The following is a 14,738-nucleotide window of genomic DNA, read 5'->3' on the forward strand; positions in this document are numbered from 1 at the left end:
GGAGGGCGCTTGGTTCGGACGAGGTAGGTCCCGCCTGGCGCCGGGGTGATGGAGACGGGCAGCGCCGCATGGTGGCCTGAGCGAGGTGCGCCGCGCGGCCCGGACGAGAGCCTCTGTGATGGGTGGGATCCACGACCGGCCGTCCCGGCCGGCCGCGTCCCGCTGTGCGGCCGCCCGGATCAGGCAGGTCCACTTGTCGCCTTCGGGTTCAGGCACTCGCCCGGATCTCGCGTACGGTCCGGGCGAACTCCTCGACTCCCTCCCGAAGTTCACCACCCATCAGCTCGATCGCCCACCCGCGCTGAGCCGCCGTCGAGTGGCGCATCGCGGCGATGTACCCGATGGCAGCAGTGAGTTCCTCGGCCGTCGTCACGAGCTCCTGCGGGGCGAAGAGTTGGACGTCCGCCCGGTGGCGCCGCCAGCAGGTCAGGTACTCCCGGGCGGCCGCCTCGGGGTCGGTGTCCGGGGCGAGGCGGTCGAGCACGGCCTGGGCGGCGGCGTACAGGTCGCGGTAGGCGTCGAGCAGTCGGTGCTGCGGGTCGGGCGCACCGAAGCTGAGCACTCCGGTGAGGGAGTCGGCCTGCACCACGTGCCCGACCGATCCGCCCTCGACTCTGTTCCTGTTCAAGCTTCCCCCTGTCGCTCACAAGAACCCGGTACGGCGTACCGACTCTAACCCCGCCTCCGACCCCCTGGCGAGCGGCAGCGGCTACCCGGGGAACTCGTGGCCGATCGCCCGCAGGACGTCCGCCAGCCACACCAGGTGGTGGCCCACGGCGCGGTCCTGATCGGCTAGCAGGTTCTTGATGTGCGCCCAGGACTCCGAGACCTGACCGATCGTCAACTCGCCCGGCTCGGCGGTGACGTCGTAGCGCGCGGCAGCCGGGACCGACCAGAAGTAGTCCTTGTCCAGCGCCACCTCGCCGTCCACCGTGGTGGTTTCGAGGCGGCGCAGCAGCAGGTCGAAGGAGGCCCGCAGGTCGGCGAGGGGAATGGACGGGAGTTCGGTGGTCATGATCACCATGATCGCATTCGTGCAGCCAACGCGGTGTCCGAGCTCGCCGCCGGTGGCGTCGTCATCGACCCCGGAGGGTTCGCAACACCACAGCGCGGCGGGAGGGTGTACTGCGTTCGGAGCAGTTTCAGTCAGTCGCTTGAATTAAGAGGGTTGACGCGCTTGACTGAGCATCAATAGCCATTCCGAACCGAGGAGTTGCTCGATGATGGATGCTCAGAAGCAGCAGGGTTTGCGGTTACCGATCGAGGCCCCCGCTGCCCTGGAGCCGCCGGCGCTCTGGGCCGAGCTGCGGCAGCAGTGCCCGGTGGCGCGCGTGACGCTGCCGAGTGGGGACGAGGCCGTTCTGATCACCCGGTACGAGGACGTCAGGTCGGCGCTCACCGATCCGCGCTTGACCCGGGAGGGGTTGGCGGAGCCCGGAGCCGCTCGGATCGCCGGCAACGAGTCGGAGAGCATCTTCGCGAGCCCGATGGCGAAGGCGCTCAACGCCGAGGGACACGAGCGATGGCGGCGCATGGTCGGCAAGTGGTTCACCGCGAAGCGCATCCAGGCGCTGCGGCCGAAGATGGAGGCCACCGCTGAACGGCTCGTCGACGAGATGGTGGCTGTCGGACACCCGGTGGACGTCGTGTCGTACCTCGCCTTCCCCCTGCCGGTGTTCGTGATCTGCGACATGCTCGGTGTCCCCCCGGCCGACCAGGGCAAGTTCACCCGGTGGTCCGACACCTTCCTCAGCGTCACGAAGTACACGAGGGACGAGGTCGAGGCGGCGCATCGAGAATTCGACGCCTACATGTCCGGGCTGATCGCGCAGCGGCGCGCCGCAGCCTCGACGAGCGACCTCGCCGACGGCGGAGACGATCTGCTCAGCCTGCTCATCGGCGCGACGGACACGGAGGGCGAGCCGATGTCCGATGCAGCCCTGTCGGCCACGGGGCAGGCGCTGCTGCTCGCCGGCCACGAGACCACCGCCGGCTTCATCACGAAGATGACGGCCCACCTGCTCACCGACCGCGCGCGTTGGGAGCAGCTGCTGGGCGACCGCACCCTGGTCCGCACGGCCGTCGAGGAAGCGCTTCGTTTCGACCCCAACACCGGGGCCTTCGGCATGTTCCGTTATGCGCGGGAGGACGTAGAGTTCGGCGGCACGGTGGTGCCCGCCGGCAGCACCGTGATGTGTGGCGTGTCTGCCGCCAACCGTGACGAGATGACCTTCGAGCAGGCGGATCGGATGGACCTGCGGCGCACTCCGAACGCGCACCTGACCTTCGGTGCCGGAGCCCACGCCTGCCTCGGCCAGCTCTTGGCCCGCACCGAGATGCAGACGGTGCTGGACGTCCTGTTGCGCCGTCTGCCGACCCTCGATCTGGCCGTTCCGGTCGGTGAACTGCGCCTTGAAGAGGGTTTGATGACGACGCCGTTGCACGAGCTCCTGGTGAAGTGGTGAGAGATGAGTGCTGCCTTTGCCCGAACCGACCGGGCCACTGAGACCCGCGAGGCCATCATGAGGGCCGCGGAGCGGCTCTACGCCGAATACGGGCTGATCGCCGTGTCGAACCGGCAGATCAGCGAGGCCGCCGGCCAAGGCAACAACACCGCCGTGGGCTATCACTTCGGGACCAAGGCCGAGCTGGTTCGCGCGATCATCCGCAGTCACTCGGAAGCCATGGAGAAGTACCAGGAACGGATGCTCGCAGGGATCGGCGATAGCGAGGACATCCGCGACTGGGTCGCCTGCTTGGTCCGTCCGGCCACTGATCACTTGGCTTCCCTCGGAGTCCCCTCGTGGTACGCCCGTTTCGCCGTCCAGGTGCTGACCGACCCCGTACTTCGAGCGATCGTCATCGATGAGGCCCTGGTCAGGCGTCCACTGCAGCGGGTGCACGACGGCCTCGAACGGTGTCTCGGTCCGCTACCGGCACAGGTGCGCGCCGAGCGCGGGGAGATGGCTCGCCACCTGATCACGCACACCTGCGCGGAGCGGGAGCGCGCGCTGGCAGAGGGCACCAGGCCGGGGCAGTCCTCCTGGGAGCACGTGGCGATCGCCTTGACCGACGCGATCACGGGACTGTTCCTGGCCCCCTTCACCCCCCGTCCTGAATACCTGGAGGACCAGCGATGAAGATCGAAGTCGAGGAGGGGAAGTGCTGCGGGGCGGGCCAGTGTGCGCTGCTCGCGCCCGAGGTGTTCGACCAGCGTGACGAGGACGGCATCGTCGTCCTGCTCACCGCCGAGCCGCCGCCGGAACTGCACACCGCTGTCCGGGAAGCAGCCGCCGTCTGCCCGGCGGCTGCGATCCGGGTCGCCGAGGACGCGTGAGCGGGGGTCCTGCGGAGACCCGAGGCCTGCCGTGACCAGTGCCGACGTCTCGACAGTCGGGTGGTCCCACCCGGCAGGTGAGGCGTCGAGCGGCCTCGGCTGAGCCCGTTATCGGATCCTGTTCCCCCACCCAGGAGGATCGCACCAGCATGTCCCGACACATCAAGCACCTGCTCATACTGGCCACCGCCGCAGCCGTCTGCGGAACGGGGCTCGTCATCGTCGACGCGGGTGCCAGCACGGCTGCCATCGGTGACCGGCACGCTGCCGGCCGGCCGGTACTCCCGGCCACCTGCCAGACGCTCGCCGCCGACCTGGCCGCCCCGACGAACGAGCTGTTCGGCCGGTCGCAGGAGGCCGCTCCGCCCGACACCACCCGCATCCAGGACGCTCTCAACTCCTGTGCGGGCAGTGGGAAGTCCGTGGTCCTCGCAGCAGGCAGCGGCACGGTCGCCTTCCTGTCCGCTCCGCTCACCGTCAAGGACGGTGAGTACCTCGTCATCAACGGTGGTGTCACGCTCTACGCCTCACGGGTCGCCTCCCAGTACCAAGCGTCTGGCGGCTCGACCTGCGGGACCGTCGCCACCTCCGACGGTGGCTGCAAGCCGTTCATCGCCATCGACGGCTCGAACTCGGGCATCGAGGGCACCCGCGGCGTGATCGACGGCCGCGGCGGTACGGACATCTACGGCACCTCGACCACCTGGTGGGACAACGCCCAGACCGCCAAGTCCGAGGGGAAGAACCAGGTCAACCCGCGGCTGGTCCAGGCCACCGGGGTCAGCAACGTGACCGTCTACGACGTCGACCTGGTCAACCCGGCCAAGCAGCACCTGTACTTCCAGCAGGACGACCGGGTCACCGTCTGGGGCCTGCGCACCAAGACCCCGGCCGACGCCCGCAACACCGACGGCATCGACCTCGACTCCTCCAACAACGCCACGGTGACGCAGTCGTACATCCAGGCCGGTGACGACTGCGTGGCAGTCTCCACCAACAAGGCCGCCAGCTCGAACACCTCGATCCTGGACAACTACTGCTACGGAACCCACGGGCTGGCCGTCGGCAGTGAGACCAGCTACGGTGTCACCTCGCTCCTGGCACAGGGTAACTACCTCCAAGGAACGGACAGTTCGGGTCTCGCCTCCACCTCGGCGAACGGCCTGCGGATCAAATCGGACTCGTCCAAGGGCGGTTTGGTCAGCGGCGTGCGGTTCAACAGCACCTGCATGACCGGCGAGAAGTACCCACTGGTCATCGACCCGCGCTACACCGGCAGCACCGGCACCGACTACCCCGACTTCAAGGACATCACCGTCAACGGGGTGACCGCGGTCAACTCCCAGGCCGGTGCCGCCTCCACCCTGGAGGGCTACAGCGCCGGCCACCCGCTCGGCCTCAGGCTGGAGAACGTCAGTCTCGACGCCACCTCGGTCACTGCCGAGTACGCCGGAATCAAGCTGTACAACTCGAACATCACTCCGTCCGGCACGGGCGTGACCGTGACCGGATTCGCCGGCAGCGGGGCCGCCCCGTCCTGCGCGTTCCCGCCTTTCCCCGGACTGTAGGCCCGCCCGCGGGATCAGCGTGGCCGACTCGTCGCCCGCGACCCGCCCGGGGAAGAGCCGGGCCTTCCTCCTCCCCGGGCGGGTCGCGGGCCACCCGGCGACCGGCTGCCCTCACCGCGCGGGTGGGCCGGGATGCACCAGGCCGGATTGGTAGGCGATGACGACCAGTTGAGCGCGGTCGCGGACGTCCAACTTGGCCATGGCGCGGTGGATGTGCGTCCGGACGGTCAGCGGGCTGACGAAGAGTCGGTCGGCGATCTCCTGGTTGTCGAGCCCCGTGGCGGCCAGGATGGTGACCTCGCGTTCGCGGGCGGTCAGCGAGGAGAAGAGCCCTCCCCGCTCGGAACTGCTGCCGGGGTCGGGGGTGCTGAGGAAGCGGGTGATCAGCGAGCGGGTCGCTTGGGGGGACAGGAGCGCGTCGCCCAAGGCGACCGTGCGGATACCGGTGAGGAGTTGGTCTGCGCTGACGTCCTTGCCGAGGAAGCCGCTGGCACCCGCACGGAGGGCTCGGGCGACGTGTTCGTCGATCTCGAAGGTGGTGAGGATCAGCACCCGGGTGCCGGCGAGATCGGGATCCGAGCAGATGGTCGAGGTGGCGGCCAGACCGTCGGTACCGGGCATGCGGATGTCCATGACGACGACGTCGGGACGGTGGGCACGGGTGAGCTCGACCGCCTCGGCGCCGTCGGCTGCCTCGGCGACCACCTCAAGGTCGTCGCAGGAGTCGATCAGGATCCGGAAGGTTGCGCGCAGCAGGGCTTGATCGTCGGCGAGCAGGACACGGATGGTCATGAGGTGCTGCCTTCTGCTGGGTTGCCAGGGTTGCCAGGGTCGATCGGGAGGTCGGCGACGACTTCGAAGCCGCCTCCGGGCCGGTGACCCGCGCGGAGACTGCCGCCGAGGGAGAGGGCGCGCTCGCGCATGCCGATGAGGCCGTAGCCGGGGGCGGAGCCGGGAGCGGAGCCGGAGGTCGCGCTTCCGTCGTCGGTGACGGTGATGATCAGCCGGTCGCGGGTGTAGCAGAGCCGCACCCGCGCCGTTTCCACGTCGGCATGCTTGTTGACGTTGGTGAGTGCCTCCTGCACGATGCGGAAGGTCGTGAGGTCCATGCCGGGGGAGAGGTCCCTCGGCTGGCCTTCGGTGGCGATCGTGACGGCCAGGCCGGCAGAGCGGTAGGACGCGGCGAGGGCGGGAAGCTGAGCGAGTCCGGGGGCCGGTTCCAGCGGAACGTCCGGGGCGTCACCCTGGCGCAGCAGGCCCACGGTGGCCTTGAGTTCGCGCAGCGCCGAGGAGGTGGTGCCACTGAGCTCCGTGGCGATCTTTCCGGCCTGGTCGGGGTGACTGCGGATCAGGTGCGCGACGGTGTTGGCCTGGGCGTTGGCGAGCGCGAGGTGGTGCGCGACGACGTCGTGCAGTTCACGGGCGATGCGCATCCGCTCCTCGGACACGCGGTGCCTGGCTTCCTCCTCGCGGGTGCGTTCGGCGTGCTCGGCGCGGGCTTCGACGGCTTCCAGGTAGGCCGCGTTGAGCCTGGTCGCGGTGCCGATGGCGACGGCCAGCAGCAGCCAGGCGGCAGGACCGACCGTCTTCAGTTCGACTGATCCACCGGTGGGGCCGGCCAGCAGTGCCGTGCCCACCAGTAGGGCGACCGTGGCGAGGGTGACGGCGTAGGTGGTCCGGGGTCTGGCGCGGGCGGCGAGCGAGTAGAGCGCGAGCATGACGGGTGCGAGCAGCAGCGGGGACAGCAGGTAGCCCAGGACGACCACCGGAACCGCGCAAACGGTGGTCACGACGACGGTGAGGAGTGGACGGCTACGGCGCCACAGTAGGGCGACGCAGGCGATGCCGGTCACGATGACGCCCGGCCACCAGGCCGCGCGGGCTGCGGTGCCGGGGTTGCGCAGCATGCTGCCGGGAAAGGCGTTGGCGAAGATCAGCAATGCCAGTGCCGTGTCGACGGCGCGGGGGTGGTCGCGCAGGTATCGCTGCCAGTGGGTGGGCATCGGGGCTTCCTGTTCGGGGGCTGTACCCATGGTGGAGGAACGGATCGGCAGGACGCCGCAAAGGGCCGCCCGGGTGTGCCGGGCGGCCCTCACAGCCGGTGGTCTAGCGCACGGGCAGAGGGATCGGAGCGGGGACCTCGTAGTGGCTCGGGACGCTGCGGTCGAGGGCCTCTCCCTCGATGTCGACGCGCGGGAGTGCCCGGTCGAGCCAGCGGGGCATCCACCAGGCTCGGTTGCCGAGGAGGGCCAGCGCGGCCGGGACGATTGCCATCCGGACGACGAAGGCGTCGAAGAGCACAGCGGCTGCCATGCCGAACCCGACCATCTTGATCATGGCCTGGTCGGTGCCGATGAAGCCGGAGAAGACCGCGATCATGATCAGTGCGGCGGCGACCACGACCCGAGTGCTGGTGCGCAGGCCGGACACGACGGCCTGGCCGGCCCGTTCGCCGTGGACGTAGGCCTCGCGGATCCGCGAGACGAGGAAGACCTCGTAGTCCATGGCGAGGCCGAAGATGATGCCCACCATGAAGATCGGCATGAGGGTCATGATCGGTCCGGTCTGGTGGACACCGAGCAGGCCGGACAGCCAGCCCCACTGGAAGACCGCGACCACCGCGCCGAGTGCGGCGAGCACGGACAGCAGGAAGCCGAGGGCCGCCTTGAGCGGCACCAGCACCGAGCGGAACACCAGGAGCAGGAGCAGGAAGGCCAGGCCCACCACGACGGCGAGGTAGGGGACGAGCGCGTCCTGGACCTTCTGGGCGCTGTCGATGTTGATCGCCGTGGAGCCGGTGACTGCGAAGGTCGCCCCGGTGCCGGTGGTGATCGACGGGCGTTCGGCGCGGATGGTGTGGATCAGGTCCGTGGTCCTGCTGTCGGTGGGGGCGGTCGCCGGGACGGCGGACAGCACGGCCGTGTCCCCGGTCTGGTCGAAGCGGGGCGGGGACACGGAGACGACCCCGGGTGTGTTTCCGATCTTCTCGGCGATCGAGCTCACCGCGGCCTTGGCATCGGTCGCGCCCTTGGCGTCGACGACGATGGTCAGCGGGCCGTTGAAGCCGGGACCGAAACCCGTCGCCAGATCGTCATAGGCCCGGCGCTCGGTGGTGGACGTGGGCTTCGACTCGTCCCCGGTGATGCCCAGGTGCAGGCCGGTGACGGGTGTGGCGACGACACCCAGGCCCACCACACCGAGCAGTAGCACCGGCAGCGGGCGGCGCAGCACGAAGCGCGCCCAGCGGGTGCCGCCGTTGGGCTGGTCGGCGCGAACCCTGCGCACTCCCCGGCGCTGGGCTCGGGGCAGCACGGCACGCGGGAAGAAGCCGAGCAGGGCCGGCACCAGGGTGAGCGCGACCAGGACGGTGACACCGACCGTTCCGGCGGCCGCCAGGCCCATCTTGGTCAGCATGGGGATGCCCACGACCGACAGTCCGGCCAGGCCGATGATCACAGTCAGGCCGGCGAACAGCACGGACGACCCGGCGGTTCCGACGGCGCGTCCGGCGGCCTCCTGCGGTGCGTGACCCTTGGCGCGTTCCTCGCGGAAGCGGGAGATGATCAGCACCGCGTAGTCGATGCCCACCGCCAGGCCGAGCATCGAGGCCAGGCTGCTGGTGGTCATGGACAGGCCCAGTGTGCTGCCCAGGGCCATGATCGCGGCAGTCCCGAGGCCGACGCTCACCATCGCGGTGAGCAGCGGGAGCCCGGCAGCGGCCATCGAGCCGAAGGTGATCAGAAGTACCACGGCGGCGATGGCGATGCCGATGCCTTCGGTCGCCCCACCGGCGGCGGGTTGGGTGGACAGTGCGGAGCCGCCCAGCTCGACCGTCAGCCCGGCGTCGCGACCGTGCTGGACCGCGTCTTCGAGGGTCTTCTTGGTGTCATCGGTCAGGTCCTTGGACTGGACCCGGTACGTGACGCTCGTGTACGCCGTCGTCGCGTCCTTGCTCACTGTGTGGGCCTGGTAGGGGCTGACGGCACTGGCGACCTGCGGCCCGCCGGCCACCTCCGCCACGACCTTCTCGACGACGGCCTCGTTTTGGCTCGCGGTGATCTGCTGACCGTTCGGGGCCACGAACACGATCCGGGCCACCGCGCCGTTCGTGTCGCCACCCGGAAAGCGCTGCTGCATCAGGTCGAGCGCCTTCTGGGACTCGGTGCCGGGCATCGAGAACCCGTCGTCCGGCCCGGCGGGCGCCAGTACCGCCCCCGCACCGACGGCGGCCAGCACCGCGACCCACAGCAGGGTGAACGGCCATCGCCGCCGGAAGGCCAGGCGGCCCAGTCGATAGAGGTAAGCAGCCATTCGGGCAGGTCTCCGCATCTGGTTCAGGGGTACGTGCCCAGGCTGCCGGGAACTGCCCCGCGCGGTCGTCGTGCGGCTGCCGACAATCGGTGTACTGCAGATGCACTGGACCAGGGCTTCGGCGTAGTGCCCGTGCAGGCGGTGCCGGCTGCCGGCCGTGTCCGCGCACTCGTGTCGGGTCTAACGACGGCCGGCACACGTGCTGGTCAGCAGCACGTCGGCAGTGGCGCGGAGCACCGTGTCCCGAGCCGCGCCGCTGACCGCGGTGCGCGTCGTCACCAGGGTGTCCACGTCGGAGAGCCGGCCGAAGGCGGCCAGTGCGCGGACGCCGAACACCTCGGGCGTGGCCAGGAGCACGGTACGGTCGGCCGAGCGGACGAACCGGCGCCGCACCTCCGCGTCGGCCAGGTCACCAACGGTCGGGCCGGTGTCCGCGTCGAGGCCCGTGCAGTCGGTGAAGAACGTCTCGACGTTCATCGACTCGGTTGCGGACACGGCAAGCGGCCCGACCAGCAGACCGCTCGGCGTCTGGTGCCCGCTGGTGAGTATGACGGTGGGGCCGCCGCGCCTGTCGGTGAGCGGGTGCGGCTGACGGTCCGGCAGATCCTGACGGTGCATCGCAGCCGTGCGGGCGCGTTGCCCGGCTGACAGCACCGAGGCGACGCGCAGGGAGTTCGTCACCACGGTGATCATCTCGTGACGTGCCAGTTCCGCTGCCAGCGCCTCTGCCGCTGGTCCGCCGGTGAGTGCGACAGTCGCGCCCGGCTGGACGGTGGCGGCTACCGTTGCCGCCATGGCTCGCTGTGCGCAGGCCACCTCGACTTCGGCACCGTCGTCTTCGCAGCACTGCCCGGTGATGCTGCCGTGGTCGCGCTGCGCCGGGCCCGGTTCGGGCCATGCGGTGACGCGGATCGCTCCGCCGTGCACCCGGTGTGCGAGCCCCTGGCTCTCCAGTACGGACAGGTCTCGCCGTACGGTCATCGCGGAGACCGACCAACGCCGGCAGAGCTCGCCGGTGCGCACTCTGCCGTAGCGGCTCAGTTGAGCCGCGATCAAATCCCTTCGCTGCTGGGTGAGCATGAGGACGACTGTCCCTTCTGAGCGAGGAGGTGCGGGCTAGGAGAAGAGGCTCGCCGCACTTCGGTAGGAGCCGAGGAGCGCTGCCAAGCCGTCGCGGTTTCTCCGGTAGGCCCGGACGTCTGCCGGTGCGACACGGATCGGTTCGCCGACTTCGCCGGCTGCGCCCAGCAGCGTCAGGCCCGCCCCGATTTCGCCGGTGCGCCCGAGCGCATGGAGACCGAGCACGGCGGCGCCGAGCGCCGAGCCTTCGGCGTCGCCCGTGGCGTAGGCAGGGCGATCCAGGGTGGCGGCTATTACGGTGCGCCAGAGCGCGGAGCGAAAAGCGCCGCCGGTGAGCTGAACCGATGTCACCGGTCCCAGCCGGTCGAGGTCGGCGACGATGGCTGACAGCTGCAGGGCGACGCCCTCCATCGCGGCCCTGACGAAGTGCTCGCGGGTGTGGAGGTGTCGAACGCCGAGAAAGGCACCGCGCAGCTGCGGATCCCACAGCGGCGCCCGCTCGGCGAGCAGGTAGGGCAGCATGATCAGGCCGTCGCTCCCCGCTGGGGCACGGGATGCCAGGTCGAGCAGCAAGGCGTCATTCGGTCTGTCGTCGTGCAGGTCCCGGCCGAAGACGTCGCCGGCCCAACGCATCACTACACCGCCGTTGCTGATGGCGCCGCCGACCACCCAGGCAGTCTCCGTGAGCGCGTAGCAGAACAGCCGGCCGTGGGGGTCGGCGAAGGGCTCGCGGACGACGGTGCGCACGGCGCCGCTGGTGCCCAGGGACAGCGCGACCGTGCCAGGGGCGATCGCCCCGGTACCGAGGTTGGCCAGCGGCCCGTCGGCCGCGCCTGCCACGACGGGGGTGCCGGCGGGCAGGCCGGTCGAGGCTGCGGCTGCCGCGCTCAGCTCAAGCACGGCGGTGCTGGGAAGGATCCGCGGCAGGTGCTCTGCGGTGATGCCGGCCAGGTCCAGCGCTGGGGCGCTCCAGTCGCGGGCGGACATGTCGAGCAGACCCGTACCGGAGGCGGACGACAGTTCGGTGACCAGGGCTCCGGTGAGCAGGTGCAGAACGTGGTCCTTGAGGCCGATCCACCAGCGAACCCGGCTGAACAGCTCGGGTGCCTCCTGCCGGAACCACATCAGCTTGGTGAGTGGTGTCATCGGATGGACCGGTGCGCCGGAGGTGCGGTGCAGATCGGCGGCGCACCCGCTCTCGTGCAGTTGACGGGCTTGGGCCGACGCCCGGCTGTCAGCCCAGGTGACCAGGGGAGTGAGCGGTTGCATGTCCCGGCCGAGGCCGATCAGACCGTGCATCGCGGCGCTGACCGAAACGGCGAGCACGCGGGACCCCCGCGTCCGGGCGGCGCACTCGGCGAGTGCGGCGGTGACGGCGGAACCGATGACCGCCTGGTCCTGGACCTGGTGACCGGGGGCGGGCTGGAGGAGCGGGTACTCGACCTCGCCGGTGTGCCGCCAGGCGGTGCCGACGCCGAAGGCGACGGCCTTGACCGCGGTGGTGCCGACGTCGAGGCCGATGACGACCTCGGAGGGTGGAGCCGTCCGGGCCGGCGCGGTCATCAGGTGGCCACCGCTTCGGCGTGGGCCAGGACGGCGTCCACCAGGGCCTGGTCGTGGGCCAGTTCGGGGTCGAGGAAGGCCAGCACCGCGCGGACCGCCTCGGGCAGCGGGCCCTGGGCGAGGGGGAGGACCCGGGCGGCTGCGGCGTCCTGGACCGGCGTGCCGAGCCCACGCAGGTGGCACACCCAGGCGGCCAGGATCCTCGCGGCGCCCTGCGGAACCTCCCCGCGGGCACGCTCGCGGCGCAGGACCGGCAGGACGCGCACGGGCAGCTTCTGCGATCCGTCGGCGGCGATCTGGGAGAGCGCATGCCGGATCCGCGGGTTGGAAAAGCGCTCCAGCAGGGCGGCTTGATAGCCCGCCAGTTCGATGGCCGGGAGGCTGAGGTGCCGGGAGGCTTCTTGCCACCAGTCCACCAACCACCCGCGGCAGACGGGGTCGGCGACGGCGTCGGCCACCGTCACACGGCCTCGGAGGGCACCGGTGTAGGCGAGGAGGGAGTGGGCGCCGTTGAGCAGCCACAGCTTGCGTTCCTCGTACGGCGTGACGTCGTCGACGAACCGGGCCCGTGCGTCCTGCCAGCAGGGCCGTCCGGCCGGGAAGTCACCGCTGAGAACCCACTCGCTGAAGGGTTCGGTGACGACGGGGGCGGTGTCGGGGCGCCCGGTCGCGGCGGCGGTGTCGGCGCGGTCCTGGTCGGTGCCGGCAGGAGTGATCCGGTCGACCATCGTGGTGACGAACGAAGCGCCGGCATCGACCGCCTCGATGAGCTCGGGGCGGCTCGTGTGGCGGGCCAGCTCGCGGAGCACGCGTTCCACCACGGACCCGTTCCCGGGAAGGTTGTCGCAGGGGACGATCGCGACCGGGCCGCCACCGCACGCGCGTCGGGCGGCCAGGCCCGCGAGCAGCCGTGCGGGGGCGGTGCGCACGGGGGCGGAGGGCGCGGACCGCAGCGCGGCGAGGTCCGCGCGGACGTCGGGTCGGTCGGTGTCGAGGCCGCCGTCGGTGCCACGGGTGTAGCCGGCCTCGGTGACGGTCAGCGTGACCACGGCCAGCTCGGGTAGGCGCCAGTAGCCCAGCCAGGCTTCGTGGTCGCTGCCGGGGTGGGCCGCGCTGACGCTGGATATCGTGTCGAAGCGGTCGCCGTCGGCGGAGCGGGTGACCAGTGTGTACAGGCCGTCCTGGCCTGACAGGGCGTCAGCGAGGTCCGGTCGGCGGCCGGTGAAGGCGGCGATGCCCCACTGGTCCGCGTCCCGGGCGCGGTCGGTGTACCAGGCCTGGTGGGCGCGGAAGAAGTTGCCGAGCCCCAGGTGCAGCATGCGCACCGGTGCGGCGGGCCGCCCGTCACCCGCCGCGCGGGAAAGGGAATTGCTTACGGCCTTGCTCACAGGCGGAAGGCCTTTCGGGGATTGACGCTGACCAGCTCGACCGCGGTCTCGACTGCCTCGTCCTCGTCGAGCCGGTGCTCGGCGACCAGCTCGGCCAGCACACCGCAGTCCAGTCGGCGGGACATGTCGTGGCGGGCGGGGATGGAGCAGAAGGCCCGGGTGTCGTCGATGAAACCGGAGGTGCGGGAGAAGCCGGCGGTCTCGGTGACCGCGCGGCGGTAGCGGCGGATCGCGTCGGGGGCGTCGAGGAACCACCACGGCGCACCCGCGTACACCGACGGGTAGAACCCGGCGAGCGGGGCGATCTCACGGGAGAACACGGTCTCGTCCAGGGTGAACAGGACCAGGTGCAGGTTCGGGTGGGTGCCGTAGCGTTCGAGCAGCGGGCGCAGGGCCTCGGTGAACTCGGCACGCACGGGGATGTCGTGGCCGGTGTCCGGGCCGAAGCGGGCGGCGGTGGGCCCGTGGTGGTCGCGCCGAACGGCCGGGTGAAGGGTCATCACCAGCCCGTCCTCGCAGGACATCCGGGCCATCTCCAGCAGCATGTGGCGGCGCAGCGCCGTGGTCTGCGCCTCGCTCGCCCCGCCGGCCAGGGCGGCGCGGTGGATGCGCTCGGCCTCGGACAGGGGAAGCGGCTCGGTGCGTACGTCCAGGTGGCTGTGGTCCGCGGAGACGGCTCCGTGCGCGATGAAGTAGCGTCGCCGCTCCTCCAGGGCGCGGACGTAGCCCCGATGGGTGCCGGTGTCGATCCCGGTGGTCTCGCCGAGCAGGGCGACCGCCTCGGCCCAGCCGCTCCGGCCGGCTTCGAGGTACCGGTCGGGGCGGAAGGTGGGGATGACGCGGCCGGTCCAGGCCGGGTCGGCGGCGAGAGCGCTGTGCGCGGACAGGTCGTCGCAGGGGTCGTCGGTGGTGGCCAGGACCTCGATCCCGAACCGGCGGAAGAGGGCGCGCGGACGGAACTCGTCGTCGCGCAGTCGCTCGCTGATCCGGTCGTAGAGCCGGTCGGCGTTCTCGGCGCTCGGGCGCTCGGTGACGCCGAAGATCTCCGCGAGCTCGGACTCGAACCAGTAGCGGACCGGAGTGGCCCGGAAGACCGCCCAGTTCGCGCAGAGCCGTCGCCACACCGCGCGTGCCTGCGCCTGCGGCTGGGGGCCGGCGCCGACGCCGAGCTCCTCCAGGGGGACGCCGCTGGCGTGCAGCAGTCGGGTGACGTAGTGGTCCGGTGTGATGAGCAGACTCGCCGGGTCACTGAACGGCAGGTCGTCGAGGAGCACGCGCGGGTCGACGTGCCCGTGCGGGGAGAGGATCGGCAGCTCGCGCACGGCCTCGTACAGCCGACGCGCGATGGCCCGGACACCGGGGTCGGGCGGGAACAGTCGGTCCGGGTGCGGCTGGAGGGCTGGAGGGAGAGGCGGCATAGCCGGATTGTGCGAGCTTCCCAGTGTCAACGGCAATCGGTTGCCATCAGTTGTCGTCCGCCCTTGTGGCCCT

General features: G+C 70.7%; 13 protein-coding genes. 4 read left to right on the forward strand and 9 right to left on the reverse strand.

The features are described 5' to 3' along the window. Window positions 1-208 precede the first annotated feature (208 nt). Both FHX73_RS29995 and FHX73_RS30000 read right to left on the reverse strand, forming a co-directional pair. A complete protein-coding gene (locus FHX73_RS29995) occupies window positions 209-628 on the reverse strand; it encodes a hypothetical protein (protein WP_145909023.1) in 420 nt (139 codons plus the stop codon). A gap of 81 nt (window positions 629-709) precedes the next feature. Beyond that, window positions 710-1,015, reverse strand: a complete 306-nt coding sequence (locus tag FHX73_RS30000) for a hypothetical protein (protein WP_145909024.1) — start codon at window positions 1,013-1,015, stop codon at window positions 710-712. Between the two features lie 205 nt (window positions 1,016-1,220). Here FHX73_RS30000 and FHX73_RS30005 point away from each other — a divergent pair, with 205 nt between their 5' ends. From FHX73_RS30005 to FHX73_RS30020, 4 genes are all read left to right on the forward strand, one after another. Beyond that, complete coding sequence (locus tag FHX73_RS30005) at window positions 1,221-2,465, forward strand: cytochrome P450 (protein ID WP_145909025.1); 1,245 nt, start codon at window positions 1,221-1,223, stop codon at window positions 2,463-2,465. A gap of 3 nt (window positions 2,466-2,468) precedes the next feature. Beyond that, entirely contained in the window at window positions 2,469-3,140 is a 672-nt protein-coding gene (locus FHX73_RS30010; protein WP_145909026.1) for a TetR/AcrR family transcriptional regulator, read from the forward strand. Beyond that, the gene (locus FHX73_RS30015) at window positions 3,137-3,337 is read left to right on the forward strand and encodes a ferredoxin (protein WP_145909027.1); all 201 of its coding nucleotides are present in this window, start codon (window positions 3,137-3,139) and stop codon (window positions 3,335-3,337) included. The genes FHX73_RS30010 and FHX73_RS30015 overlap by 4 nt, the downstream gene beginning before the upstream one ends. 149 nt (window positions 3,338-3,486) lie before the next feature. After that, entirely contained in the window at window positions 3,487-4,905 is a 1,419-nt protein-coding gene (locus FHX73_RS30020) for a glycoside hydrolase family 28 protein (protein WP_145909028.1), read from the forward strand. A gap of 111 nt (window positions 4,906-5,016) precedes the next feature. On the opposite strand, the gene FHX73_RS30025 is transcribed toward FHX73_RS30020, so the two are convergent. The 7 genes from FHX73_RS30025 to uxaC form a co-directional block, all read right to left on the reverse strand. Beyond that, window positions 5,017-5,697 (reverse strand): response regulator transcription factor, encoded by a 681-nt coding sequence (locus tag FHX73_RS30025; protein WP_145909029.1) that lies wholly within the window; start codon window positions 5,695-5,697, stop codon window positions 5,017-5,019. Next, window positions 5,694-6,908, reverse strand: a complete 1,215-nt coding sequence (locus tag FHX73_RS30030) for a sensor histidine kinase (RefSeq protein WP_145909030.1) — start codon at window positions 6,906-6,908, stop codon at window positions 5,694-5,696. The genes FHX73_RS30025 and FHX73_RS30030 overlap by 4 nt, the downstream gene beginning before the upstream one ends. 103 nt (window positions 6,909-7,011) lie before the next feature. Next, window positions 7,012-9,216, reverse strand: a complete 2,205-nt coding sequence (locus FHX73_RS30035) for an MMPL family transporter (RefSeq protein WP_145909031.1) — start codon at window positions 9,214-9,216, stop codon at window positions 7,012-7,014. A gap of 180 nt (window positions 9,217-9,396) precedes the next feature. Next, entirely contained in the window at window positions 9,397-10,296 is a 900-nt protein-coding gene (locus FHX73_RS30040; protein ID WP_145909032.1) for a DeoR/GlpR family DNA-binding transcription regulator, read from the reverse strand. Between the two features lie 36 nt (window positions 10,297-10,332). Continuing rightward, window positions 10,333-11,859: a gluconokinase gene (locus tag FHX73_RS30045; protein WP_145909033.1), complete on the reverse strand. Its 1,527-nt coding sequence runs from the start codon at window positions 11,857-11,859 to the stop codon at window positions 10,333-10,335. Then, window positions 11,859-13,178, reverse strand: a complete 1,320-nt coding sequence (locus FHX73_RS30050; RefSeq protein WP_145909034.1) for a mannitol dehydrogenase family protein — start codon at window positions 13,176-13,178, stop codon at window positions 11,859-11,861. The genes FHX73_RS30045 and FHX73_RS30050 overlap by 1 nt, the downstream gene beginning before the upstream one ends. Before the next feature lie 65 nt (window positions 13,179-13,243). Further along, on the reverse strand, window positions 13,244-14,665 hold the full coding sequence (gene uxaC / locus FHX73_RS30055; RefSeq protein WP_145909035.1) for a glucuronate isomerase: 1,422 nt from the start codon (window positions 14,663-14,665) through the stop codon (window positions 13,244-13,246). Window positions 14,666-14,738: the final 73 nt, after the last annotated feature.

It is taken from the genome of Kitasatospora viridis (genome assembly GCF_007829815.1).
GTDB classification, from domain to species: domain Bacteria; phylum Actinomycetota; class Actinomycetes; order Streptomycetales; family Streptomycetaceae; genus Kitasatospora; species Kitasatospora viridis.